This is a genomic window from Nonomuraea sp. NPDC003707 (assembly GCF_053587055.1).
The window spans coordinates 107,574-131,431 of record NZ_JBSFNK010000008.1 but is presented as its reverse complement, the minus strand read 5'-3'; the positions used below and the strand labels follow the sequence as shown (position 1 = coordinate 131,431).

At 73.3% G+C, this 23,858-nt stretch carries 25 protein-coding genes; 16 read left to right on the top strand and 9 right to left on the bottom strand.

Annotated features, from left to right (window positions below; all coding sequences use genetic code 11):
* The first annotated feature begins 61 nt into the window (after positions 1-61).
* The 8 genes from ACWDRB_RS22390 to ptsP are packed head-to-tail and all read left to right on the top strand — an operon-like array spanning position 62 to position 6,559.
* Complete coding sequence (locus ACWDRB_RS22390; protein WP_350734778.1) at positions 62-823, top strand: DeoR/GlpR family DNA-binding transcription regulator; 762 nt, start codon at positions 62-64, stop codon at positions 821-823.
* On the top strand, positions 820-1,776 hold the full coding sequence (gene pfkB, locus ACWDRB_RS22385) for a 1-phosphofructokinase (RefSeq protein ID WP_449896490.1): 957 nt from the start codon (positions 820-822) through the stop codon (positions 1,774-1,776). The genes ACWDRB_RS22390 and pfkB overlap by 4 nt, the downstream gene beginning before the upstream one ends.
* Positions 1,777-1,808: 32 nt before the next feature.
* Positions 1,809-2,918 (top strand): mannitol-specific PTS transporter subunit IIC, encoded by a 1,110-nt coding sequence (gene mtlA, locus ACWDRB_RS22380; protein ID WP_449896488.1) that lies wholly within the window; start codon positions 1,809-1,811, stop codon positions 2,916-2,918.
* A gap of 3 nt (positions 2,919-2,921) precedes the next feature.
* Positions 2,922-3,230: a PTS lactose transporter subunit IIB gene (locus tag ACWDRB_RS22375; RefSeq protein WP_225963163.1), complete on the top strand. Its 309-nt coding sequence runs from the start codon at positions 2,922-2,924 to the stop codon at positions 3,228-3,230.
* Positions 3,223-3,651, top strand: a complete 429-nt coding sequence (locus tag ACWDRB_RS22370) for a PTS sugar transporter subunit IIA (protein ID WP_449896485.1) — start codon at positions 3,223-3,225, stop codon at positions 3,649-3,651. The genes ACWDRB_RS22375 and ACWDRB_RS22370 overlap by 8 nt, the downstream gene beginning before the upstream one ends.
* On the top strand, positions 3,648-4,652 hold the full coding sequence (locus tag ACWDRB_RS22365) for a zinc-dependent dehydrogenase (protein ID WP_350734785.1): 1,005 nt from the start codon (positions 3,648-3,650) through the stop codon (positions 4,650-4,652). The genes ACWDRB_RS22370 and ACWDRB_RS22365 overlap by 4 nt, the downstream gene beginning before the upstream one ends.
* A gap of 10 nt (positions 4,653-4,662) precedes the next feature.
* On the top strand, positions 4,663-4,944 hold the full coding sequence (locus tag ACWDRB_RS22360; RefSeq protein ID WP_449896482.1) for an HPr family phosphocarrier protein: 282 nt from the start codon (positions 4,663-4,665) through the stop codon (positions 4,942-4,944).
* Positions 4,937-6,559 carry a phosphoenolpyruvate--protein phosphotransferase gene (ptsP, locus tag ACWDRB_RS22355; RefSeq protein ID WP_449896480.1) on the top strand — a complete coding sequence of 541 codons (1,623 nt, stop codon included), beginning with the start codon at positions 4,937-4,939 and terminating at the stop codon, positions 6,557-6,559. The genes ACWDRB_RS22360 and ptsP overlap by 8 nt, the downstream gene beginning before the upstream one ends.
* Before the next feature lie 55 nt (positions 6,560-6,614).
* Here the strand turns inward: ptsP and ACWDRB_RS22350 are convergent, their stop codons facing one another.
* The 3 genes from ACWDRB_RS22350 to ACWDRB_RS22340 form a co-directional block, all read right to left on the bottom strand.
* Positions 6,615-9,098, bottom strand: coding sequence for an ATP-dependent Clp protease ATP-binding subunit (locus tag ACWDRB_RS22350; RefSeq protein ID WP_449896478.1), 2,484 nt, complete (start codon positions 9,096-9,098; stop codon positions 6,615-6,617).
* 82 nt (positions 9,099-9,180) lie between these two features.
* Positions 9,181-10,215 (bottom strand): aldo/keto reductase, encoded by a 1,035-nt coding sequence (locus tag ACWDRB_RS22345; RefSeq protein ID WP_364241630.1) that lies wholly within the window; start codon positions 10,213-10,215, stop codon positions 9,181-9,183.
* A gap of 5 nt (positions 10,216-10,220) precedes the next feature.
* Positions 10,221-10,859, bottom strand: a complete 639-nt coding sequence (locus ACWDRB_RS22340) for an SDR family oxidoreductase (RefSeq protein ID WP_449896476.1) — start codon at positions 10,857-10,859, stop codon at positions 10,221-10,223.
* Between the two features lie 24 nt (positions 10,860-10,883).
* On the opposite strand from ACWDRB_RS22340, the gene ACWDRB_RS22335 reads away from it, so the two are divergent.
* The 3 genes from ACWDRB_RS22335 (at position 10,884) to ACWDRB_RS22325 (ending at position 13,686) form a co-directional block, all read left to right on the top strand.
* Positions 10,884-11,576 (top strand): HAD family hydrolase, encoded by a 693-nt coding sequence (locus tag ACWDRB_RS22335; RefSeq protein WP_350734796.1) that lies wholly within the window; start codon positions 10,884-10,886, stop codon positions 11,574-11,576.
* Positions 11,577-11,639: 63 nt separating this feature from the next.
* Positions 11,640-13,064 (top strand): NADP-dependent phosphogluconate dehydrogenase, encoded by a 1,425-nt coding sequence (gene gndA, locus ACWDRB_RS22330; protein WP_449896473.1) that lies wholly within the window; start codon positions 11,640-11,642, stop codon positions 13,062-13,064.
* A 271-nt stretch (positions 13,065-13,335) separates the two neighbouring features.
* Positions 13,336-13,686, top strand: a complete 351-nt coding sequence (locus ACWDRB_RS22325) for a VOC family protein (protein WP_449896471.1) — start codon at positions 13,336-13,338, stop codon at positions 13,684-13,686.
* A 27-nt stretch (positions 13,687-13,713) separates the two neighbouring features.
* Here ACWDRB_RS22325 and ACWDRB_RS22320 read toward each other — a convergent pair whose 3' ends face one another.
* From ACWDRB_RS22320 to ACWDRB_RS22310, 3 genes are read right to left on the bottom strand one after another with little or no spacing between them, the layout of a single operon-like run.
* Positions 13,714-14,814, bottom strand: coding sequence for a helix-turn-helix domain-containing protein (locus ACWDRB_RS22320; RefSeq protein WP_449896469.1), 1,101 nt, complete (start codon positions 14,812-14,814; stop codon positions 13,714-13,716).
* Positions 14,815-14,856: 42 nt separating this feature from the next.
* Complete coding sequence (locus tag ACWDRB_RS22315; protein WP_449896467.1) at positions 14,857-15,630, bottom strand: acyl-CoA thioesterase domain-containing protein; 774 nt, start codon at positions 15,628-15,630, stop codon at positions 14,857-14,859.
* Between the two features lie 4 nt (positions 15,631-15,634).
* Positions 15,635-16,579, bottom strand: a complete 945-nt coding sequence (locus ACWDRB_RS22310; RefSeq protein ID WP_449896465.1) for a helix-turn-helix transcriptional regulator — start codon at positions 16,577-16,579, stop codon at positions 15,635-15,637.
* Positions 16,580-16,630: 51 nt separating this feature from the next.
* Between ACWDRB_RS22310 and ACWDRB_RS22305 the strand changes: the two genes are divergently transcribed.
* A complete protein-coding gene (locus ACWDRB_RS22305; protein ID WP_449896463.1) occupies positions 16,631-17,707 on the top strand; it encodes an epoxide hydrolase family protein in 1,077 nt (358 codons plus the stop codon).
* A gap of 13 nt (positions 17,708-17,720) precedes the next feature.
* Here the strand turns inward: ACWDRB_RS22305 and ACWDRB_RS22300 are convergent, their stop codons facing one another.
* Both ACWDRB_RS22300 and ACWDRB_RS22295 read right to left on the bottom strand, forming a co-directional pair.
* Positions 17,721-17,966: a hypothetical protein gene (locus ACWDRB_RS22300; protein ID WP_449896461.1), complete on the bottom strand. Its 246-nt coding sequence runs from the start codon at positions 17,964-17,966 to the stop codon at positions 17,721-17,723.
* Positions 17,967-17,979: 13 nt separating this feature from the next.
* Positions 17,980-19,092, bottom strand: coding sequence for an anion permease (locus ACWDRB_RS22295; RefSeq protein WP_449896459.1), 1,113 nt, complete (start codon positions 19,090-19,092; stop codon positions 17,980-17,982).
* 179 nt (positions 19,093-19,271) lie between these two features.
* Between ACWDRB_RS22295 and ACWDRB_RS22290 the strand changes: the two genes are divergently transcribed.
* From ACWDRB_RS22290 to ACWDRB_RS22275, 4 genes are read left to right on the top strand one after another with little or no spacing between them, the layout of a single operon-like run.
* A complete protein-coding gene (locus ACWDRB_RS22290; RefSeq protein WP_449896457.1) occupies positions 19,272-20,381 on the top strand; it encodes a glycosyltransferase in 1,110 nt (369 codons plus the stop codon).
* Positions 20,378-21,247 (top strand): SGNH/GDSL hydrolase family protein, encoded by an 870-nt coding sequence (locus ACWDRB_RS22285; protein ID WP_449896455.1) that lies wholly within the window; start codon positions 20,378-20,380, stop codon positions 21,245-21,247. The genes ACWDRB_RS22290 and ACWDRB_RS22285 overlap by 4 nt, the downstream gene beginning before the upstream one ends.
* The gene (locus tag ACWDRB_RS22280) at positions 21,171-22,337 is read left to right on the top strand and encodes a glycosyltransferase family 4 protein (RefSeq protein WP_449896453.1); all 1,167 of its coding nucleotides are present in this window, start codon (positions 21,171-21,173) and stop codon (positions 22,335-22,337) included. The genes ACWDRB_RS22285 and ACWDRB_RS22280 overlap by 77 nt, the downstream gene beginning before the upstream one ends.
* Positions 22,321-22,752, top strand: coding sequence for a type II toxin-antitoxin system PemK/MazF family toxin (locus ACWDRB_RS22275; protein WP_350734816.1), 432 nt, complete (start codon positions 22,321-22,323; stop codon positions 22,750-22,752). The genes ACWDRB_RS22280 and ACWDRB_RS22275 overlap by 17 nt, the downstream gene beginning before the upstream one ends.
* A gap of 16 nt (positions 22,753-22,768) precedes the next feature.
* Here the strand turns inward: ACWDRB_RS22275 and ACWDRB_RS22270 are convergent, their stop codons facing one another.
* Positions 22,769-23,578, bottom strand: coding sequence for an alpha/beta hydrolase (locus ACWDRB_RS22270; RefSeq protein WP_449896451.1), 810 nt, complete (start codon positions 23,576-23,578; stop codon positions 22,769-22,771).
* Between the last annotated feature and the right edge of the window lie 280 nt (positions 23,579-23,858).

Sequence of the window (23,858 nt, the reverse complement as noted above, 5' to 3'; positions counted from 1 at the left end):
GGCCAACAAAGCGGGTATAAACAAAGATGAAACCAACCCGAAACGGCGGTGAACCAACATCATGTACGCCGAGGAGCGGCACCAGGAGATCCTGCGGAGGGCGCGCGCCGCGGGCCGCGTCGACGTGGTGACGCTGGCCGCCGAGCTCGACGTGACCACCGAGACGATCCGCCGCGACCTGACGTCGCTGGAGCGGGCGGGCGTGCTGCGCCGGGTGCACGGGGGCGCGATCCCCGTCGAGCGCCTCGGGTTCGAGCCCGCGCTGGCCGCCCGCGACGAGGTGATGACGGCCGAGAAGGAGCGCATCGCCAAGGCCGCGCTGGCCGAGCTGCCCGAGGACGGTTCCGTGATCATCGACGCGGGCACCACGACGGGCCGGCTGGTCAAGGTGCTGCCCGCCGACCGCGAGCTCACCGTCGTGGTGAACTCGCCGCCGCTGGCCACCGCCCTGGCCGCCCGCCCCAACCTGCACGTGATCATGCTGGGCGGCCGGGTGCGCGGCAAGACGCTCGCCACGGTCGACGACTGGGCGCTGCGCCCGCTGGCCGACCTCAACGTGGACGTGGCCTTCATGGCGGCCAACGGCTGCTCGCTCGCCAGGGGCCTGACCACGCCCGACCCGGCCGAGGCGGCGATCAAGCGGGCCATGGTCAAGGCCGCCCAGCGCAGCGTCCTGCTGGCCGACCACACGAAGTTCACGAACACGTACCTGGCCAGGTTCGCCGGCCTGGACGAGATCGACGTGCTCATCACCGACACCGGGCTGGACGTCGCGCTCGCCGCCGACCTGGCGGCGGCGGGCCCGGAGGTGATCCGGGCATGATCCTCACCCTGACCCTGAACCCCAGCCTCGACCGCACCATCGAGATCGCCGCGCTCGACCGGGGCGCCGTCATCCGGGCCGCCGCCGCGCACCTCGACCCGGGCGGCAAGGGCGTCAACGTCTCACGTGCCCTGCTGGCCAACGCCGTGGCGAGCCGGGCTGTGGTGCCGTTCGGCGGCGACGAGGGCAGGCAGCTCGTACGGCTCCTCGCGGCCGAGGGGCTCGACATGGTCACCGTCCCGGTGGCCGGCCCGACCAGGTCGAACGTCACCCTGGCCGAACCCGACGGCACCATCACCAAGATCAACGAGCCCGGCACGGCGCTGTCGGCCGAGGAGCTGGACACGATCGCCGACGCCGTGCTCGACGCCGCCCACGAGGCCGACTGGGTGGTCGCCTCGGGCAGCCTGCCGCCCGAGGTCCCGGCCGACGTCTACGCCCGGCTGTGCCGCAGGTTCGCCGGGGCGGGCATCCACATGGCCGTCGACACCAGCGGCCCGGCGCTCGCGTGCGCGCTCGGCGCCGCCCCCGCGCTGGTCAAGCCGAACCTCGAGGAGCTGTCCGCCGCCACCGGCATGCTCATCCGCCACCTGGGCGACGTGGTCGAGGCGGCCGGCAAGCTGCGGGCCGCGGGCGCGCGTACCGTGCTGGCCAGCCTGGGCGCCGACGGCGCGGTGCTCGTCGAGGAGCAGGGCATCTGGTACGGCGAGGCCGCCGTCACCGAGCCGCGCAGCTCCGTCGGCGCCGGGGACGCCATGCTGGCCGGTTTCCTGGCCGGCGGCGGGCGCGGCCCCGACGCGCTGGCGCGGGCGCTGGCCTGGGGCGCCGCGGCGGTCCGCCTGCCCGGCAGCCGCATGCCCGGCCCCGCCGACATCGACCCCGTCGTCGTCGCCGTCCACCCGCCCGACCCGTCCCGCCCCCTCACCTCCCCCCTTGTCCCGCACAGCGGCTGATCAACTGCTCATCCCCCCGAAGGAGCAAGTCCATGGCCGACAGTTACACTCCCCCGGTCACCGGAACCGGTGTCAAGGCCACCATCCAGCGCATCGGCGGCCACCTGGCCGGCATGATCATGCCGAACATCGGCGCGTTCATCGCCTGGGGCCTGATCACCGCGCTGTTCATCCCGACCGGCTGGCTGCCCAACGAGACGCTCGCGAAGATGGTCGGCCCGATCATCTCGACCCTGCTGCCGATCCTCATCGCCTACACCGGTGGCCGGATGGTGCACGGGCAGCGCGGCGCGGTCGTGGGCGCGGTGGCGGTGATGGGCGTCGTGGTGGGCACGGACTCTCCGATGTTCCTCGGCGCCATGATCATCGGTCCGCTCACCGCCTTGATCCTGAAATATGTGGACAAGTTCACGGAGCAGCGGACCAAGGCCGGCTTCGAGATGCTCGTGGACAACTTCTCCGCCGGCATCGTGGGCGGCGCGATGGCCGTGGTCGGGATGTTCGGCATCGGCCCGATCGTCCAGACGGTCACCACGGCCGCGGGCAACGCGGTGAGCTGGCTCATCGGCCACAACCTGCTCCCCGTCGCCTCCGTGCTGATCGAGCCGGCCAAGGTCCTGTTCCTGAACAACGCCATCAACCACGGCGTGCTCGGCCCGCTCGGCGTCGCCCAGGCGGCGGAGACGGGCAAGTCGATCCTGTTCATGCTGGAGTCGAACCCGGGACCCGGCCTCGGGCTGCTGCTGGCGTACCTGCTGTTCGGCCCGCGCGAGCTGCGCCCGAGCACGCCCGCCGCCATGATCATCCACTTCTTCGGCGGCATCCACGAGATCTACTTCCCGTACGTGCTCATGAAGCCCCGCCTCATCCTCGCGGTCATCGCGGGCGGCGCGGCCGGCGTGTTCACGTTCATGGTCACCGGGGCGGGCCTGGTCGCCACGCCGTCGCCGGGCAGCATCTTCGCCTACATCGCGGTCACGCCGAAGGGCGGTTGGCTCGGCTCCAGCCTGGGGATCCTCGTGGCCACGGGCGTGTCGTTCGCCGTCGCCGCGATCCTGCTCGGCTTCGGCCGCGGCGAGAAGAAGGACGAGTCCCCGGACTCGCAGGAAACCGTCACCGAACCCGCCACCAAGGAGGCGTGAGCCATGGCCGGCATCGACAGCAAGGACATCCACAAGATCATCGTGGCCTGCGACGCGGGCATGGGCAGCAGCGTGATGCTCGCGTCCACGCTGCGCAAGCAGCTCAAGGACACCGGCGTCAGCGTCGAGCACACGCCCGTCAACTCCATCCCCGACGACGCCGACGTGGTCCTGTGCCACGCCGGGCTGGCCGCCCGCGCCAGGGCCGCCGCCCCGGGGAAGGTCCTGGTCTCGTTCCAGATCTTCCTCGGTGACCCGGCGGTGACCCGGCTGGTCAACACCATCAAGAACGGCGGCACGGTCGATGCGTGACGGCCTGCTCGACCCGCGGGCCGTGCTGCTGCACGAGAGCGCCCCCGACCGCACCGCGGCCATCCGCCGGTGCGGGCGGGCGCTGGTCGAGGTGGGGGCGGTCGCGGAGCCGTACATCGAGGCGATGCTCGAACGGGAGCGGACGATCTCCACGTACGTCGGCGAGGGCGTGGCCATCCCCCACGGGACCAACGCCTCCAAGGAGGACGTCAAGCGCGACGCGATCTGCGTGGTGCGCTTCCCCGGCGGCATCGACTGGGACGGCGAGCAGGTCACGCTCTGCGTCGGCATCGCGGCCAAGGACGACGGGCACGTGCCGCTGCTGGCGGCGCTGGCCGAGATCCTGCTCGACCCCGACCGCGCCAGGACGCTGCGCGAGGCCACCGAAGTCTCACAAGTGATGAAGGAGCTCACAGCGTGAAAGTCGCCAGATTCCATGCTCCCGGCGACATCCGGATCGAGGACGCGCCGGAGCCCGTCGCCGGGCCCGGCGAGCTGAAGATCCGCGTACGGAACTGCTCGACGTGCGGCACGGACGCCAAGATCCTCAAGTTCGGGCACCACCACATCAGGCCGCCGCGCGTGATGGGCCACGAGATCGCCGGCGAGGTCGTGGACACGGGCGAGCGGGTGCAGGTGATCGCCGCGATCCCGTGCGGCGCCTGCCCGGAGTGCCTGCGCGGCCGCCTGACCGTCTGCCCGAACCAGGAGTCGATGGGCTACCACTACGACGGCGGCTTCGCCGAGTACATGGTGATCCCGGCCAAGGTGCTGGCCGTGAACGGCGTCAACGCCATCCCGCCGGGCGTCGGCTTCGCCGAGGCGTCGGTGGCCGAGCCCCTCGCCTGCGTGCTCAACGGGCAGTCGCTGGCGCGCGTGGGGGCGGGCGACGACGTGGTGGTGATGGGCGCGGGCCCGATCGGCTGCCTGCACGTACGCCTCGCGCGGGCCCGCGGCGCCGCCCGCGTCTTCCTCGTGGACGTCAACCCGCAGCGCCTGGCGATGGCCGCCGAGCTGGTGCGCCCGGACGCGGCGATCGACGCGGACCCGGTCGAGCAGGTGTTCAAGCTGACCGGCGGGCGCGGCGCCGACGTGGTGATCACGGCGGCGGCCTCGGGGGCGGCGCAGGAGCAGGCGGTACGGATGGCGGCCCGGCAGGGGCGCATCAGCTTCTTCGGCGGCCTGCCCAAGGACGACCCGCTCGTCACCCTGGACTCCAACCTCGTGCACTACCGCGAGCTGACCATCGTCGGCGCGAACGGCTCCAGCCCGGCCCACAACGCCGAGGCGCTGCGGCTCGTAGCCTCGGGGGACGTGGTGGTGTCCGACCTCATCACCCACCGGCTGCCGCTGCCCCGGGTGCTCGACGGGATCGACCTCGTCAGCAGGGGCGCGGCCATCAAGGTCACTATTGAGCCCTAGGAGGTTCGGGATGGCACAGCGAACGGTGATCGTGGCCTCTGCCAGCGGCCTGCACGCCCGGCCCGCCAAGCTGTTCGTGCAGGCGGCGGCGCGGCTGGGGGTGCCGGTGACGGTGCGGCTCGGGGAGAAGGCGGTCCCGGCGAAGAGCATGCTCGGCGTGCTGTCGCTGGGGGCCGTGCGCGGCACGGAGGTGACGCTGGAGGCGGACGGGCCGGGGGCGGAGGAGGCACTGGACTCGCTGGCGGCGCTGCTCTCGCGCGACCTCGACGCGGAGGAGGCCCTCGATGCCTGACCGGCCCGCCTTCTCCGGTTCGGGCGGGCTGCTGACCGGCCTCGGGGTCAGCCAGGGGCGGGCGGCGGGGCCGACGATGCGGATGGCCGCCCCTCCGACGCTGCCCCCGCCGCGCCCGGTCGCCGACCCCGCCGCCGACCCCGCCGCCGAGTCGGCCGCCGTCGCCGCCGCCCTGGAGGCGGTCGCCGCGGACCTCACCCGGCGCGCCGCCGGCGCCTCAGGGGAGGCGGCGGACATCCTCGAGGCACTGGCCATGATCGCCCACGACCCGATGCTGCTGGAGGACGCCCAGGGCCGGGCCCAGGAGGGCATGGACGCCGCCCACGCGCTGGACGCGGCCTTCGCGCAGCACCGGGACACTCTGGCCGCGCTCGGCGGCTACCTGGCCGAGCGGGCCGCCGACCTCGACGACCTCAAGCACCGGGCCGTGGCGTTCGCGCTCGGCCTCCCCATGCCGGGGCTCCCCTCCCCCGGCCACCCGTACGTGCTGGTGGCCGAGGACCTCTCCCCCGCCGACACCGCGGGCCTGGGCCCGGACGTGCTGGCGCTGGTGACCGAGCGGGGCGGGCCGACGAGCCACACCGCGATCCTGGCCCGCGGCCGGGGCCTGCCCGCCGTGGTGGCCTGCAAGGGGATCATGGACGTCCCGGACGGCACCGTGGTCGGCGTGGACGGCCGCACCGGCGAGCTCGCCGTCGGCCTCACCGAGCGGGAGGCGGCCGAGGTCCAGGAGGCCGACCGCGCGGAGCGGGCCAGACTGGCGGCCGGCCGGGGCCCGGGCCGGACGTCGGACGGCCACCCGGTGAAGCTGCTGCTCAACATCGGCTCGGCCGGGGACCTGCGGCCGGGCGCCGAGGGGGTCGGGCTGTTCAGGACGGAGTTCCTGTTCCTGGACCGTACGACGGCGCCGTCGTTCGAGGAGCAGGTGGCCGCGTACGCCGAGGTGTTCGCCCAGGCGGAGAGCGTGATCGTGCGGACGCTCGACGCGGGCACCGACAAGCCCCTGCCCTTCCTCGGCCTGCCCGGCGAGCCGAACCCTGCCCTCGGCGTGCGCGGCCTGCGCGTCGACCGGCTGCTGCCGGACGTCCTGGACACCCAGCTCGACGCCATCGCCGAGGCCGCCCGCAAGACGGGCGCCGAGGCGTGGGTGATGGCGCCCATGGTCACCACGACGGCGGAGGCGACCGGGTTCGCGCGGCGCGCCCGCGCCAGGGGCATCACCAGGGTGGGCGCGATGATCGAGGTCCCGGCGGCGGCGCTGCGGGCCGGGCGGCTGCTGCGGGAGATGGACTTCCTCAGCATCGGCACCAACGACCTGGCCCAGTACACCTTCGCCGCCGACCGCCAGCACTCCGCCCTCGCCGACCTGCTCGACCCGCGCCAGCCCGCGCTGCTGGAGCTGATCGCCATGTGCGCCGCCGCGGGGCGGGAGGCGGGCAAGCCGGTCGGGGTGTGCGGGGAGGCGGCCGGAGACCCGCTGCTCGCACCCCTGCTGGTGGGGCTCGGCGTGACCAGCCTCTCCATGGCCCCGGTGTGCGTCCCCGCCGTACGCGAGGCCCTGGCGGACCTCACGCTGGCCGACTGCCGCGAACGCGCCGCGGCCGCCCTCGCCTGACCGCGCCCCCGCCGCGCCCCACCGCGTCCCCGCCGCGGGAGGCCGGGAGCGGCGGTCAGGTGGCGGGCTGCGCGGCGGTGGCGCGGAAGGCGAGGTGGTCACCCTCGACGTCCGCCGTCACCCGGCCCCCCTCCTCGACCTCCCCGGTCAGCAGCATCGTGGCCAGCCGGTTGTCCACCTCCCGCTGCACCGTGCGGCGCAGCGGCCGGGCCCCGAACTCCGGCTGGTAGCCGCGCTCGGCCAGCCAGTCCTTGGCCGCGTCCGTGACCTCCAGCGCGACGCCCTGCCCGCGCAGCCGCTGCCGGGTGCGCTCCAGCATCAGGTCCACGATCTGGCGCAGCTGTTCCTTCTCCAGCCGCTTGAAGATGATCGTCTCGTCGATGCGGTTGAGCAGCTCCGGCCGGAGCGAGTGCCGCAGCAGGTCCATGAGCCGGTCCTCGAGCTCCTTGACGTCGCCCGGCGAGTCCAGGATGAGCTGGGCGCCGATGTTGCTGGTCATGATGACGATCGTGTTGGTGAAGTCCACCGTGCGGCCCTGGCCGTCGGTGAGGCGGCCGTCGTCGAGCATCTGCAGCAGGATGTTCATGACGTCCGGGTGGGCCTTCTCGATCTCGTCCAGCAGGATCACGCCGTGCGGGCGGCGGCGGACGGCCTCGGTGAGCTGACCCGCCTCCTCGTACCCGACGTATCCGGGCGGCGCGCCGATGAGGCGGGAGACCGTGTGCCGCTCCTGGAACTCGCTCATGTCGACGCGCACCATGTGGTCCTCGCCGCCGAACAGCGCCGCGGCGAGCGCCCTGGCCAGCTCCGTCTTGCCGACCCCCGTCGGGCCGAGGAACAGGAAGCTGCCGATCGGGCGGTTCGGGTCCTTCAGGCCCGCCCGCGCCCGGCGTACGGCCTCGGCGATGGCGGTGACGGCCTCCTCCTGGCCGATCACGCGCTCGTGCAGGTGCTCCTCCAGGCGCATCAGGCGCTCGCGCTCCTGCTGGGTGAGCTGGGTGACCGGGATGCCGGTGCGGCGGGAGACGATCTCGGCGATGTCCTCGACCGTGACCAGGGGCACGCTGTCCGTGCCGTGCCTGGCACGTTCGACCTCCGGTCTGATCTTGTCGATCTGCGTGGTGAGGTCCTTGGCGCGGTCGAAGTCCTCGGCCGAGACGGCCTGGTCCTTGTCCCGGCGCAGCGCGTCGAGCCGTTCCTCCAGCTCCCGTACGTCGGCGCCGGGCGTGCGCGAGCGCAGCCGCACCCGGGCGGAAGCCTGGTCCATGAGGTCGATGGCCTTGTCGGGCAGGAACCGGTCGGAGACGTAGCGGTCGGACAGGGTCGCGGCCGCGTCGAGCGCCTCGTCGGTGATGCGGACCTGGTGGTGCGCCTCGTACGCGTCCCGCAGCCCGGCCAGGATCTCGACCGTCTCCTCCACACTCGGCTCGGCGACCAGGATGGGCTGGAAGCGGCGTTCGAGCGCGGCGTCCTTCTCGATGTTCTTGCGGTACTCGTCGATCGTGGTGGCCGCGATGACGTGCAGCTCGCCGCGGGCCAGGGCGGGCTTGAGGATGTTGGCCGCGTCCATGGCGCCTTCGGCGGCGCCCGCGCCGACCAGGTTGTGGACCTCGTCGATGAAGACGATGATCTCGTCGGAGTGCGCGCGCACCTCGTCGATGACCTTCTTGATGCGCTCCTCGAACTCGCCGCGGTACTTCGTCCCGGCCACCATGCCGGTCAGGTCGAGGCCGACGACGCGCCGGTCCTTCAGGGTGTCGGGAACGCTGTTGTTCACGATGCGCTGGGCGATGCCCTCGACGATCGCGGTCTTGCCGACGCCCGGCTCGCCGATCAGGCACGGGTTGTTCTTGGTGCGGCGCGAGAGCACCTCGATGGCCTGCTCGATCTCCTCCTCACGGCCGACGACCGGGTCGAGCCTGCCCTGCCTGGCCTCCTCGGTCATGTCCCTGCCGTACTCGTCGAGCGTCGGCGTGTCGCTCTGGCGGCGCGGCTCGCCGTCGGTCCGGCGCGGGACGGCCGTCATGGCCTCCTGCAGCTCGTTAGCGGAGACGCCCTGGTCCTGGAGGATCCGGGCGGCGCCGGAGTCGGGGCGCGCGGCGATCGCGAGCAGCAGGTGCTCGGGCCCGATGTACGACGACCGCAGCGCACGCGAGATCCGCTGGGCGTCGAGGATGGCCCTCTTGGCGGCCGGTGAGAGCGTGGCGGGCGGCTCGCCGGCCTCGCCCGGCCCGGCCACCTCGTCGATGCGGTCGCGCACCCGGCCCACGTCCACCCCGGCCGTGCGCAGCGTGTTGCGGATGGCGTCGTCCTCCGTCAGGGCGTCGAGGATGTCGAGTACGTCCAGGTCGGGGGCGCCGCGCTGACCGGCGGCGTCCATGGCCCGCGCCAGGACCTCCCTCGCCGAGGCGGACAGCAGCCGGCCGACGTCCACCCGCTGCACGCCGGGCCGGGTCGGCGGCCAGGATTCCATGCCGCCGAACACCCGGCCCGTGAGCTCTTCGAACCCTCTGAACGGGTCCCCACCGAAAAACGACATCGCATGTCCCCCCTCGATTCGGGGGACCCCTACCGCGTACGCCGAACGTCACACCCAGCGTCAGGCAAAGCCTCGGACCAGGTCAGGGACGTCGGCGCAGGCCCGCGTCGCCCAGCTCCGGCGGCTGCCAGCCCCGGTCGGCGGGGTTGAGCGTGACGCCCGGCGGCACGATCTCGTCGATCCTGTCGAGCACGTCGTCCGTCAGGCGCACGTCGGCGGCCGTGAGCTGGCCCTCCAGGTGTTCCATGGTGCGCGGCCCGATGATGGCCGACGTCACCGCCCGGTGCCTGATCGTGAACGCGATCGCCAGCTCGACCAGCGTGACGCCCGCCTCCTCGGCCAGCACGGCGAGCTGCTCGACGGCGTCCAGCTTGCGCTGGTTGACCTCCTTGGTCAGGTCGTACCGCTCGGGCAGCCGGGACGCCCTGCGCGTCTGCGGCTGCTCCTGCCCCTTGCGGTAGCGGCCGCTCAGCCAGCCGCCGGCCAGCGGGCTCCACACGATGACGCCCATGCCGTACTTCTCGGCCACGGGCAGCATGTCGGCCTCGATGCCGCGGGCGAGCAGCGAGTACGGCGGCTGCTCGCACACGAACCGTTCGAGCGAGCGCCGCTCCGCCGCCCACTGGGCCTCGACGATCTGGTGGGCGGGGAAGGTGGAGCTGCCGATGTAGCGGACCTTGCCCTGCCGTACGAGGTCGGTGAGCGCGCCGAGGGTCTCCTCGATGTCGGTGGCCGGGTCGGGCCGGTGGATCTGGTAGAGGTCGATCCAGTCGGTGCCGAGGCGGCGCAGGCTGTTCTCGACCTCCTGGATGATCCAGCGGCGGGAGTTGCCCCGCTGGTTGGGGCCCTCGCCCATGGCGCCGTGGACCTTGGTGGCCAGCACCACGTCGTCGCGTCTGCCCGACTTGGCGAGCGCCTGGCCGACGAACTCCTCCGACTGGCCCTGGGCGTAGACGTCGGCGGTGTCGATGAAGTTGATCCCCGAGTCGAGCGCGCGGTCGATGATCCTGGCGCACTCCGCGGGGTCGGATTCACCCCACCCGCCGAACATCATCGCTCCCAGGCAGAGCGGGCTTACCTTGAGTCCAGTACGTCCAAGTACGCGATATTCAGTCACAGAAGTCACTCTGTCCCAATAGCGGCCTTGATGGGAGTGTCCCCGGAGACGAGTTCCAGGGTCCTGCGGGCCGTACCGGGGGCTTCGAGCAGGGCCGCGATGACGGCGGCCACGTCGTCGCGGGGCACCGCCCCCGGCGGGACCTCGGGGGCCAGCCGCACCAGGCCCGTGCCGGGCTCGTCGGTCAGCCGTCCGGGCCGCAGGATCGTCCAGTCGAGGTCGCGGGCGCGCAGGTCCTCCTCGGCCTCGGTCTTGGCCGTGATGTACGCGGCCCAGACCTCGTCGCCACCCTGCGGCGCTCTGCCCGCGCCCATGGAGGAGACCTGGATGAACCGCCGCACACCCGCGCGCTCGGCGGCGTCGGCCAGCAGCACGGACGCGGCCCGGTCCACGGTGTCCTTGCGGGCCGCGCCGCTGCCGGGACCGGCTCCGGCCGCGAAGACCACCGCGTCGGCGCCCTCGGCGATCGCCGCCACCTCTTCGACGGTCGCCCGCTCCAGGTCGCACACCACGGCCTCGGCTCCGGCGGCCTCGATGTCGGCGACATGCGCGGGATTGCGCACGATGCCGACCGCGCCGGACTTGAGCCGCTCCTCCAGAAGCAGGGCGATCTTCCCGTGACCACCCGCGATGATGATCCGCATAATCCCTCATGGTGTCATGGACCCATGAGCGAGTTTCCGGAGGCCCCGACGCCAGCGTTCCTGTTCGACCTGGACGGCACCCTGATAGACAGCGTTTACCAGCACGTCATCGCATGGCGGCAGGCGTTGTCGAGCATGGGGATCGACCTGTCGGTGTGGCGGATCCACCGGCGCATCGGCATGAGCGGCGGGCTGTTCGTCAGCGCCCTGCTGCGCGAGACCGGGCTGAAGCTGACGCGGGAGCAGATCGAACAGTTGCAGACCACGCACATGGAGGCGTACGAGCAGCAGGTCCACTCCGTCCGGCCGTTGCCCGGCGCGGCGGAGCTGCTGTCGGAGCTCTCCTCGCGCGGCGTGCCGTGGGCGATCGCCACCAGCGGGTACGCCCGCACGGCGCGGCTCGCGCTGGGCATGCTGGGCCTGCCGGACGACACCCCGATGATCACGCGCGACATGGTGCGCCGGGCGAAGCCGGACCCCGACCTGTTCCTGGCCGGTGCGGCACTGGTCCGGGTGGACCCCGCGCATGCCATGGTGGTGGGCGACAGCGTCTGGGACCTGCTCGCCGCCCGCCGGGCCGGCGCGCTGGGCATCGGGCTGCAGTCCGGTGGGTACGGCAGGGACGAGCTCGAACGCGCGGGCGCCTTCAGGGTCTACGCCGATCCGGCTGACATGCTGGACAGGCTCGACGAGCTGGGCGTCCGACAGTCCGACTGATGCTGGAATATCCCCTGGAACCACCGAGCTGGATCATGCGTATCCCCCACAAAGGAGCTTGAGATGGACTTGGCAGACATCGGCGTCACCGGCCTGGCCACCATGGGGCGCAACCTGGCCCGTAACCTGGCCAGGCACGGATACGCGGTAGCCGTGCACAACCGCACATATGGGCGCACGCAGCAGCTGGTCAAGGAGTTCGGCGGGGAGGGCACGTTCGTCCCGTCCGAGGACCTGGCCGCCTTCGTGGCCTCGCTGAAGCGGCCACGCCGGGCGATCATCATGGTGAAGGCGGGGGCGGGCACCGACGCGGTGATCGACCAGCTCGCCGACCTGATGGAGCCCGGCGACATGATCGTCGACGGCGGCAACGCGCACTTCGACGACACCCGCCGGCGCGAGGCGGCGCTGCGCGAGCGCGGCCTGCACTTCGTCGGCACCGGCATCTCGGGCGGCGAGGAAGGCGCGCTGAACGGGCCCAGCATCATGCCGGGCGGCTCGAAGGAGTCGTGGGAGGCGCTCGGCCCGATCCTGCAGGACATCTCGGCCAAGGTGGACGGGGTGCCGTGCTGCGTCCACGTCGGCCCCGACGGTGCCGGACATTTCGTGAAAATGGTCCACAACGGCATCGAGTACTCGGACATGCAGCTCATCGCCGAGTCGTACGACCTGCTGCGCCAGGCCCTGGGCGCGACTCCGGCCGAGCTGGCCACGGTGTTCCGCGAGTGGAACCGGGGTGAGCTCGACTCGTACCTGATCGAGATCACCGCCGAGGTGCTCGACCAGGTGGACGCCGAGACGGGCCGGCCGTTCGTGGACGTCGTGGTGGACCAGGCCGAGCAGAAGGGCACCGGCCGGTGGACCGTGCAGAGCGCGCTCGACCTGGGCGTGCCGGTGACGGGCATCGCCGAGGCGACCTTCGCCCGCGCCCTGTCCGGCCACCCGGAGCAGCGCTCCGCCGCCGCGTCCCTGCAGGGTCCCGGCCTTTCCGGGGTCGGGGGGAGCGAGCTGGTGGAGGACGTGCGGCAGGCCCTGTACGCGTCCAAGATCGTCGCGTACGCGCAGGGCTTCGACCAGATGGCCGCCGCCTCCCGTGAGTACGGCTGGGACCTCGACCTGGGGGCCATGGCCACGATCTGGCGCGGCGGGTGCATCATCCGGGCCAAGTTCCTGGACCGGATCCGAGCCGCGTACGACGCCAACCCGGCCCTGCCGACGCTCCTGGCCGACCCGACCTTCGCGGCCGCGCTGGACGCGGGGCAGGAGGCCTGGCGGCGCGTGGTGACGACGGCGGTGCAGATCGGCGTGCCCACGCCCGGCTTCTCGTCGGCGCTGGCCTACTACGACGGCCTGCGGCGCGACCGGCTCCCGGCCGCGCTGATCCAGGGGCTGCGCGACTTCTTCGGCGCGCACACCTACCGCCGGGTGGACAAGGAGGGCTCCTTCCACACGGACTGGTCCGGCGACCGCACCGAACACCCGGCCTGACCCGCACCCACCACCGCCGCCACCCACGCCGGACCGCCGCCCCGGAGCCCCGGCGGCCACGCCACCCGCCGGCCCAACGATCCGCCCTCCGGCCGCACCGCCACCGACACGCGGCGACCGTGCCGGTGGGCGGCGGCCGTCTCGGGGGGTGTGGTGGTCGTCTCAGGGGTGTGGTGGTCGTGTCGGGGCGGTCGATGTGCGGGTGGCGGTGGTGGGCGGTGGTGCAAGGATGTTCAAGACCCGGCCGCCCGGTCCCCGGGAGGCTGGGCGCATGACAGCGACACTTACCTCCATCGTCATCGACAGCGCCGACCCCGCCGCCCTGGCGTCCTTCTACGCGCAGGCCACCGGCTGGCGGATCAGCCCGGGTGACCCCGACTTCGTCAGCCTCGAGGGCGGCCCGGTCTCGGTCGGTTTCCAGCGGATCGACGGCTACCGGGGCCCGGCCTGGCCGGACAGCGGCAAGCACGCGCACCTCGACTTCACGGTCCCCGACGTCGAGGCCGCCATGAAGGAACTGGCCGATCTCGGCGCCACCGTGCCCGACTTCCAGCCGGGCGGCGGCGACTGGACCGTGCTCCTCGACCCCGAAGGCCACCCCTTCTGCGTCATGGGCGGCTGACTCGTCAGGTGTCCCTCGCGCTCTCGTTCAGGGAGTGCGGGGGGCGAGCAGGCGGCGCAGGGCGGTCGGGGTGTGGCCGACGTGGTGGCGGATCGTACGGGTGAGGTGGGCCTGGTCGGCGAACCCGAGGTCGGCGGCCAGCCCGGCCAGGCTCGGCTCGCCGTCCTCCAGCCGGTCGAGCGCCCGGCCCACGCGCACGCGGTTGCGGTAGTGGGTCAGGGAGACGCCCAGCTCCCGGGTGAACGCCCGGCTGAGCTGGTACGGCGAGACGGCCAGGAGCTCGGCCAGCGACATCAGCCCACCCGCCGCCGGATGATCGGCGGCGATGGCCTCCCGGGCGGCGTCGGCGATCACCGCACCGGGCCTCGGCCCACCGCCGCCCCGGGGGGCGCCCCCCTTGGCTGCACACGCCTTCGCGACACCCCGCCCCCTGGTGTCGGCTCCTCCCACGCCACCAACCCCGGCGTCGTCCGTCCGAGAGGCGGCGGCGTCGGTACCCAGCCGAGGGCCGGGCATCACGCCGGCGGTTGCCTCGGTGCCGCGCGACCCAAGAGCCGGCGCTTCGATGCTTTCCGGCCCAAGGGCAGGCGCCGTGGTCTGGGTGACGGACGTCTCGGTGGTGCTCGTTCCGGGGCGGGGCGCATCCATGGCGCCCGAACCGGAAGAGGCCGGTGTTGGGGTTGGGGTCAGTTGGGCGAGGCTGGTGGCGATGAGGGAGAGCAGGGACTCGGCCAGCTCGAAAGCCGTGTCCCCGCCCCGCGCCGCCACCAGGAACCGCCGGTGGGCGAGGTCGAGGCGGGCGTCCACATACAGGGTCGGCCGGCCTGGCGGGCCCTCCCCCGCGAGCGTGTGCCACAGCTCCGGGGTCAGGGACACCGAGGTGCACACGTCGCCGCCCGCCGGGTGGGCGAAGTGCTCCTCCTCGCCGGGCACCCCGAGGTAGGCCATCGTCGGGTCGATCACGGCGGCCCTGCCGTCCGCCTTGCGCCGGAACAGGCCGCGGCGCACCAGCACCAGGCGGTGCGCGGAGCCCAGCTCCGCCGCCGACCACCCGCGATGGTCGTCGGCGCAGGTCACGGCATCGAGGTGGAACCCGTCCCCGGCGGCGAGACGCGCAGCTGAACGCACCCGCGGAACGTTACGCCGCGGGTACGACATTCTCCTGCGGCACTAGCGGCCGCCGATGCCGATCGTGTTGGCGACCGCCGTCACCACGCAGAACCCGAACGGCCCGCTCGCGTCATGCATGGTGACCTGCCCCGTGGCGACCCCGGCGGCGGACAGGTGGCCGGTGGCCTCGACCCCGATCAGCTCCGCGGACGGGAGCCGGGCGAGCGTCAGCGTGTAGTCGGCGTTGATGAAGCGCAGCCCCTCCACCCCGGAGTTGCTCAGCGGGCTGGCGAAGTCGGCGGCCAGCGCCGCGCGTACGAACGGCGTCAAAGGCTCCTCGTCCACCAGCGGATGCGACTCCCGCATCCACACCCGCCCCGGCCCGGGCGCCGCCCACTCGGTCACGCGCCACAGGTCGAACGGCGGCTTCCACGTGGCCTGCCCATCCACTGGCGGCTCGGAGGGCGCGGGCGTGTCCCACGGGGGCGTGACGAACGTCTGCTCCCCCTCCGGCTGCTCCCCCTGCCGCAGCAGCACCGCGCCGGCCCTCCCGATCACCCCCTGCTCGGTGATGATCACCGCGTCGGCCACGAGGATCCTGCGCCCGGCCCTGACCAGCGAGGTCTCCACCGTGACCGGCACCATCGGGCTGTTGCGGAACAGGTCGACCGTCAGGCGGGCGAAGTGCAGCCCCGGCTGGGCGTAGCGGCGCTCGATGGCGCGGGCGGCGAGCCCGCCGAGCAGGCGGCCGTGGAGCATGTCGGGGGACCAGGGACCTCGGGCGTGCGGCGCGGGGACCAGCTCGCCCTTCTTCTGGGTGAAGAACGCTGACACAGAATCAGATTCTAGAGGAGAGCAGCCGTTCTCCGAGAGCACGCAGGTGTTCCTTCAGCTCCAGGGGCTCCAGCACCTCGAAGTCCACGTCCAGGAAGGCCACCACCATGGCCATCATGCGCAGGTCGTCGCCGCGCAGGGTGAGCAGGCAGGTGTGCTCGTCCACCGGCTCGACGGCGCCCGCCGTCCGGCCCTCGATCCGCTCGGCGGGCGCGCGCAGCAGGAAGCGGCTCTCGTACGGCCACATCTCGTGCGCCAGGCGGTGCTGCACCCAGGCGGCGACGTCGGGGGCGGGCGGCTCGCGCGGCGTGAAGCGCGGGCCGTTCGGGGTCCGAAGACGCATCCGGTCGGCCCGGTACGTGCGCCAGTCGCCGCGGTCGGCGTCCCAGCCGACCAGGTACCAGCGGTTGCCCTTGGTGACGAGGCTGTGCGGCTCGGCCCTCCTGAGCGCGCTCTCGCCCCGGTGGCCGGTGTAGTCGAAGCGGAGCTGCTCGTGGTCGCGGCAGGCGGCGGCCACGTGGGTCAGCACGTCGGGGTCCACGGTGGGGCCCGCGCGATCGATGCGTACGGTGTGCCGCTGCAGCGTGTTGACCCGCTGCCGCAGGCGGGCGGGCAGGACCTGTTCGAGCTTGGCCAGCGCGCGCAGGGAGGTCTCCTCGATGCCGGTCACGGTGCCGTTCGCGGCGGTGCGCAGGCCGACCGCGACCGCCACGGCCTCCTCGTCGTCGAGCAGCAGCGGCGGCAGCTGCGCGCCCGCGCCAAGCCGGTAGCCGCCGGAGACGCCGGGCGTCGAATGGACCGGGTAGCCGAGGCTGCGCAGCCGGTCGACGTCGCGGCGCATCGTCCGGGGGGCGACGCCGAGCCGCTCCGCCAGGTCGGCGCCGGGCCACTCGCGCCGGGCCTGCAGGAGGGCCAGCAGGCGCAGCAATCTCGCCGAGGTGTCCAACACGGACACCATTGTGGCCCGAATCTGGCCGCAATAGCTCCTAGCGTTGCGGGCATGGACGAATTCGTCATCGACATATCCCAGGACCGGCTCGACGACCTGCGTGAGCGGCTGGAGCGCACCCGCCGGCCCGACGCCCTCGACGGGGTCGGCTGGTCGTACGGGGTGCCGCCCGAAGCCGTCGGCGAGCTGGCCGCGTACTGGCTCGACGGCTACTCCTGGCGCGCGCACGAGGCCAGGCTCAACGCGTTCCCGCAGTACACGACCGTGATCGACGGGCAGCGCGTGCACTTCGCGCACGTGCGCTCGCCCCGGCCCGACGCGCTGCCGCTGCTGCTGACGCACGGCTGGCCCAGCACGTTCGCGGACTTCTCGCGCGTCGCCGGGCCGCTCAGCCGGGACTTCCACCTGGTCATCCCGTCCATCCCGGGGTTCGCGTTCTCGGGCCCCACGACGGAGCCGGGCTGGGGCGTGCGGCGGGTCGCCGCCGCCTGGGTGGAGCTGATGGCGCGGCTCGGTTACGAGCGCTACGGCACGCAGGGCGGCGACTTCGGCGCCCTGGTCTCCCCCGCCGTGGCGCGGCTGGCCCCCGAACGGGTGGTCGGCGTGCACGTGAACGCGCTCACCGCGTTCGTCACCGACGACATGTCGGGCCTGACCGAGGCCGAGACGGAGCGGGCCCGGGGCGTCGAACGGTGGCGGAAGGAGTTCTCCGGGTACGCCGCCATCCAGGGCACCAGGCCGCAGACGCTCGCGTACGCCCTGGCGGACTCGCCGGCCGGGCTGCTCGGCTGGACCCTCGACGCGTTCGCCTCCTGGGGGCGGGACGTGGGCGGGGTGCCCGCCGACGACGTCCTCACCGACGTCTCCATCCTCTGGCTCACCGGCACCGCCGGATCCTCCACCCGCATCTACCGGGAGAGCGGCGGCGACTGGGCGGTGCCGGACGCGCCGGGCAAGACCCCGACGGGCGTGGCGGTCTTCCCCGGCGACAGCACGGTCCGGCGGTACGCCGAGCAGGCGCACAACGTGGTCCACTGGTCGGAGTTCGCGACGGGCGGCCACTACGCCGCCCTGGAGGCCCCCGACCTGCTGGCCGCCGACATCAGGACCTTCTTCGCAGGGCTGTGAACGCCCCCGGAGGTCAGTGGAACTGCGGGACGATCAGGTAGATGCCGTACAGCACGACCGCGGCGCAGGCGGTGAAGCACAGGACGGCCGCGGCCAGGCCGCCCGCGCCGGTGCCGGTCCCCCGCTCCTGCGCCGACTGACGGGCCGACTGACGGGCCGCGAGCGCCAGCGCGCCGAGCGAGAAGACCGCGACGACGATCACGCTGACGGCAAGGCTGATGACGAAGACCTGTCCGAGGGCGTCCCATTTGATGTCCATCGGCGTCCGCCCTTCAGACGTGGGCGGGCACGTCGTTGACGTTGCCCGCGTGAACGGGTTCGCGGCGACTGGCCGCGTACAGGCCGCCCGCCGCCGCGATCGCCACCAGCGCGGTGACGGCGACGCCGAGGGTGCCGGTGGTGGCCACGGCCGCCACGACCGCGCCCACCGCGGCGGCGGACGGCAGGGTCAGCAGCCAGGCCAGCGCCATCCGGCCCGCCACGCTCCAGCGCACCTTGGCCAGCCGGCGGCCCAGCCCGGTGCCGAGGATCGCGCCGGACACCACCTGCGTGGTCGACAGCGCGAACCCCAGGTGGGAGGAGGCGAGGATGACCGTGGTCGCGCTCGCCTCGGCGGCGAAGCCCTGCGGCGACTCGATCTCGGTGAGGCCCTTGCCCATGGTGCGGATGATCCGCCAGCCCCCGAGGTACGTGCCCAGCCCGATGGCCAGCCCGGCGGTGGCGATCACCCACAGCGGCGGGTTCGAGCCGGAGGCCAGCGCCCCGGACGAGATCAGCGTGAGCGTGATGACGCCCATGGTCTTCTGGGCGTCGTTGGTGCCGTGCGCCAGCGACACCAGCGAGGCCGAGACGATCTGCCCGAACCGGAACGTGCCCGTCACCGACTCGTGCCGGGCCCTGGCGGTGAGCGAGTACGCCAGGAAGGTGGCGATCATCGCGACGAACCCGGCGATCAGCGGCGAGGCCACCGCCGGGATGAGGATCTTCTGCACCACCGTGCCGAAGTTCACGCCCTGGATGCCGGCGCCCACCCACACCGCGCCGATGAGCCCTCCGAACATGGCGTGCGAGGAGCTGGACGGCAGCCCCAGGAGCCAGGTGAGCAGGTTCCACAGGATCGCGCCGATCAGCCCGGCGAACACCATCGGCGGGGTCACCAGGGTGTCGTCCACGATCCCGCCCGAGATCGTCCTGGCCACCTCGACCGACAGGAACGCGCCCACCACGTTCAGCACGCCCGAGATCGCCACCGCCACCCGCGGCCGCAGCGCGCCGGTCGCGATCGAGGTGGCCATCGCGTTGGCCGTGTCGTGGAAGCCGTTCGTGAAGTCGAACACCAGCGCCGTGATGATCACCACGACGACCAGGAACGTCACATGCTCCATGAGGGTTTCCCCATCGTCTCGACGTCACCAGGACGGTAGACCGGGGCGATGAACCGGCCGTGAACTCCTGTCGGCCATCATGCATACCCGCGGCACCGCCAAATACCGGCCAAGGAGGGTTACGGAGTGGTTCATGGTTAATTAGCCGATTAGGACAGATCTCCGGCCATCATCCAGACGTGCGTATCGTTCGGTTAGCGAACTTCGTCACTCCCACGTCGGGCGGGCTGCGTACCGCCCTGCACGAGCTCGGCGCCGGCTACGCGGCGGCGGGACACGAGCCCGTCCTGGTCGTCCCCGGCGTGGCGGCCCGCGACGAGCGGACCCCGGCCGGACGGGTCGTCACCCTGCCGGGCCCGGTGGTCCCCGGTCTCGGCGGCTACCGGGTCATCGCCGCCCGCGGCACGCTGAGACGCCTCCTGGAGGAGCTGGCACCCGACCGGATCGAGGTGTCGGACCGCACCACCCTGCGCTGGCTCGGCCCCTGGGCCAGGACCGCGGGCGTCCGCTCGGTCATGGTCTCGCACGAGAGCCTGTCGGCGCTGCTGCGCCTGTACGGTCCCCTCGGCCGGCTGGCCGACCCCGTCAACCGCGCCACCGCGGCCCGGTTCGACACCGTGGTGTGCACGACCGCCTGGGCCGCGGCCGAGTTCGCCAGGCTGGGCGTGCCGAACCTGGTCCGGGTGCCGCTCGGGGTGGACCTCGCCACGTTCTCCCCCGAGCGCTTCGACCCCGGCCTGCGCTCCCGCCTGGCCGCGCGGGGCGAGGCGCTGCTGGTGCACTGCGGCCGCCTGTCTCCCGAGAAGCGGCCCGACCGCTCCATCCGCGCCCTCGCCGAGCTGCGCCGCAGGGGTGTCCCGGCCGTGCTGGTGGTGGCCGGCGACGGGCCGCTGCGGCCCAGGCTCACCCGGCTGGCGGACGGACTGCCGGTCCGCTTCCTCGGCCACCTCGCCGACCGGAACGCGCTGGCCGCGCTGCTCGCCACCGCGGACGTGGCCCTCGCCCCCGGCCCGGTGGAGACGTTCGGCCTGGCGGCGCTGGAGGCGCTGGCCAGCGGCACCCCGGTCGTGGCCACGCGCGACAGCGCCCTGCCCGAGGTCATCGGCCCGGCGGGGGCGGCGGTGGCCGACGACCCCGCGGCCTACGCCGGCGCGATCGAGGAGCTGCTGTCCGACCCCGGGCGCCGGGAGCGGGCCCGGGCCAGGGCCGAGCGGTACGGCTGGCCCGCCGCGGTCCGGGGCTTCCTGGACGCGCACGGCCTGATCGGCACGCCCGCGAGGCCGCGATGACGCGGATGGTCTCCCTGGGCGACTCGGTCACGGTCGGACTGGGCGATCCGGTGCCGGGGCGCGGCTGGGCCGGGCTCCTGGCCGAGGCGCTGGCGCCCACCGAGCTGAGCAACCTCGCCGTCTGCGGCGCCCGCGTCGCCGACGTCGTACGCGACCAGCTCCCCCGGGCGCTGGCCCTGCGCCCGTCCCTCGCCACCGTGCTCGTCGGCGTGAACGACACCCTGCGCGGCGACTTCGCCCCCCGCCAGATCCACGCGGACCTGGAACGCCTGATCACCCGGCTGCGCGCGGACCAGGTCACCGTGCTCACCGCCACGCTGCCCGACCCCGGCCTCATGCTGCGGATCCCGGAGCTGCTGCGCCGCCCTCTCGCCCGGCGCGTCCACGTGGTCAACACGATCGTGACCGGCCTCGCGCACCGCCACGGAACCATCCACCTCGATCTCGCCCGGCAACCCGCCCTGTATGAGCGGCGCATGTGGGGCGCCGACCGCCTGCACCCCAGCGAACGCGGGCACCGCCACCTGGCCCGGCTCTTCGCCGCCGAACTGCGCGAGCGCGGCGTCCCCGCGCGGCTGCCCAACCCGGAGCCCGCGAACGCCGAGCCCACCGCCTGGGCCAGCGCCTTCTGGCTGGCCACCGCGGGCACCGCCTGGCTGGTCCGGCGGTCCCGCGACTTCCTGCCCGCCTTCGCGAGGCTCGTCGCCCAGGAGATCTGGCACGAGAAATTCGCCGTACGGGCGACTGCCGGTGAACCGGACGTCGCCCCCAACCGGGATGAAACATCACATGAGGGTCGCCATTGTGGCCGAGTCGTTCCTGCCCCAGGTCAACGGGGTCACCAACTCGGTCTGCCGCGTTCTTGACCACCTGGCCGCCACCGGGCACGACGCCATGGTGGTCGCCCCGGCCCCCGCTCCCCCGTCCTACGCGGGCTTCCCGGTCCACCCGGTCCGCAGCCTCGCCCTGCCGTTCTACCGCTCCGTCACGGTGGGCCTGCCCGGCATGCGCCTGTCCCGTACGCTCGCCGGCTTCAAGCCCGACGTCGTCCATCTCGCCTCCCCCGCCCTGCTGGGCGCGGCCGGGATGGCCGCCGCCCGGCGGCTCGGCCTGCCCACCGTGGCCGTGTTCCAGACCGACCTGGCCGGATTCGCCCGCCAGTACGGCGTCCGCGGCGACCCGGTCATCTGGTCGTGGCTGCGGCGGGTGCACCGGCACGCCACCCGTACCCTCGCCCCCTCCACGCCGACCCTGCGCGAGCTGGCCGGCCACGGCATACCCCGCCTGTCGTTGTGGGGCCGCGGCGTCGACCTCGACCTGTTCCATCCCCGGCACCGCAGCGAGGAGCTGCGCCGCCGGCTCGCCCCGGACGGCCAGACCATCGTCGGATACGCCGGTCGCCTGGCCGCCGAGAAACAGCCTCAGCTGCTCGCCGCGCTCGCCGACGTCCCCGGGGTGCGGCTGGCCGTCGTGGGGACGGGCCCCATGGAGCGGCGGTTGCGCGGGCTGCTGCCCGGGGCGGAGTTCTTCGGCCTGCGCACCGGCCCCGACCTGGCCCGCGTCCTCGCCTCTCTGGACGTGTTCGTCCACACCGGCAGCAACGAGACCTTCTGCCAGGCCGTCCAGGAGGCCCTCGCCTCCGGCGTGCCGGTCGTCGCCCCGGCCGCGGGCGGCCCCCTCGACCTGGTCCGGCCGGGGGCCAACGGCCTGCTCTACGCCGGCGGCGACCCGCCGGCGCTGCGCGCGGCCGTCGCCGCCCTCGCCGGGGACCCCGATCGCCGCGCCCGCATGGCCCGGCAGGCCAGGGAGTCGGTGCGCGACCGCGACTGGGCCTCGGTGTGCGAGGAGCTGGTCGGCCACTATCACGGCGTCGTGACGGGCGAGCCGGCCTCTCCGGGCCCGGCTGGATTTCGGCGGCGCGCCGCCGTAGGCTCCCCCAATGCGCGATCTAGGTGAGGACCCCCGGCCCGTCCGGGGCGCGGTACGCGAGATCCACTCCCTCGGCGACTCGGCCACCCTGTCCTACTCCCCCGACCTCGACGGCCTGGCCGACCCGGGGGAGATCGTCTGGGCCTGGGTTCCTTACGAGGAGGACCCGTCCCGCGGCAAGGACCGCCCCCTGCTGGTCGTGGGCCGGACCGGACGCAGGCTCCTCGGCGTGATGCTCTCCAGCAAGGGCGACGACGGGCCCGACTGGGTGGAGCTGGGTGCCTGGGGCCGGGACGAGCGGGTGTCGTACGTACGGCTGGACCGGGTGTTCGTGCTGGACGAGGACGACATCCGGCGCGAGGGCGCGGTGCTCGACGGCGACCGCTTCGCTCGGGTGGCGGCCCGGCTCATGAAGACCTACGGCTGGGACGCCGGCCGGTAGCCCCCGTCACGGCGCGTCAGCCCAGGAAACCCGCCTGGCCGAGCCAGTCGAGATACCGGTCCGTCCACGAGCTGCTCGGCGGGCCGGGCGGGGCCCCGGCGAACCTGTGGCCGCCCGTGGCGTAGACGTGCATCTCGGCCGGGTGGCCGGCGGCGTGCCAGGCCGCGTACAGCGCGAGACCGGACGACACGACCCCCTCGCCCACGTCGTCACCGGCGAACGCGATGAACAGCGGCGGCGCGTCCGGCGGCACGGTGTACGGGTCGAAGGAGGTGCCGTAGATCGCCGCGGCGAAGCCGGGCCGGGTGGCCGCGTCGTACCCCGTCGCGGTGACGGTCGTGAGCAGGCCGCCCGCGGAGAAGCCCATGATCCCGATGCGCCGCGGGTCGACGCCCCAGGCGGCGGCCCGCTCGCGGACGACGCGCATGGCCAGGAGGGCATCGTCCTTGGCGACGCGGGCGTGCGTCTTGATGGCGCCCGTGATGCCGTTCGACGCCATCCGTACGAATGCGCGGTCGTCGCGCGGCGTCGGCATCAGGTGATATCTGAGGACGAACACGGTCAGGCCCGGCTCGGTGAGCCGGCGCACGATGCCGTCGATCTCGGGGTCGTCCCAGTGCGGGAGGGTGGCGAAGCTGCCGCCGGGGCACAGGATCACCCCGGTGCACGTCGCCACGGACGGATCGGGGGTGTGGACGGTCAGCGAAGGGGCCTGGACATTGCGGATCAGCCGGAGTTCCCCGGCCGTCGTGATCTCGGGGAGGAAGGTCTCGTGACCGAGCATCGCCTCCTGCGAGGCGCCCTCCCATAAGGGGATGAGTTCCATGGCGGTGCCTGCTCTCGTCGATGTCAGGAGTGGACGGGGGTGACGGTTCCCGCGTCGCCGTCGACGGCGACCCGCCGGCCGTCGGCAAGGCGCCCGGTGGCCGCGTGCGGGCCGCACTCCGGCTTAGGTCCCGCGGAGGGGAAGGGGGCGACGGGACTGGGACATGCGCCGCCCACGGCACGCCGCGATGCGGCGGCGGTGGTGGTCGTAGTCACCCGTGAAACGACGAGCAGGCGGCAGCCGCCGATCCCGCGCACGGCCCCGCTGACGGGCGAACCGC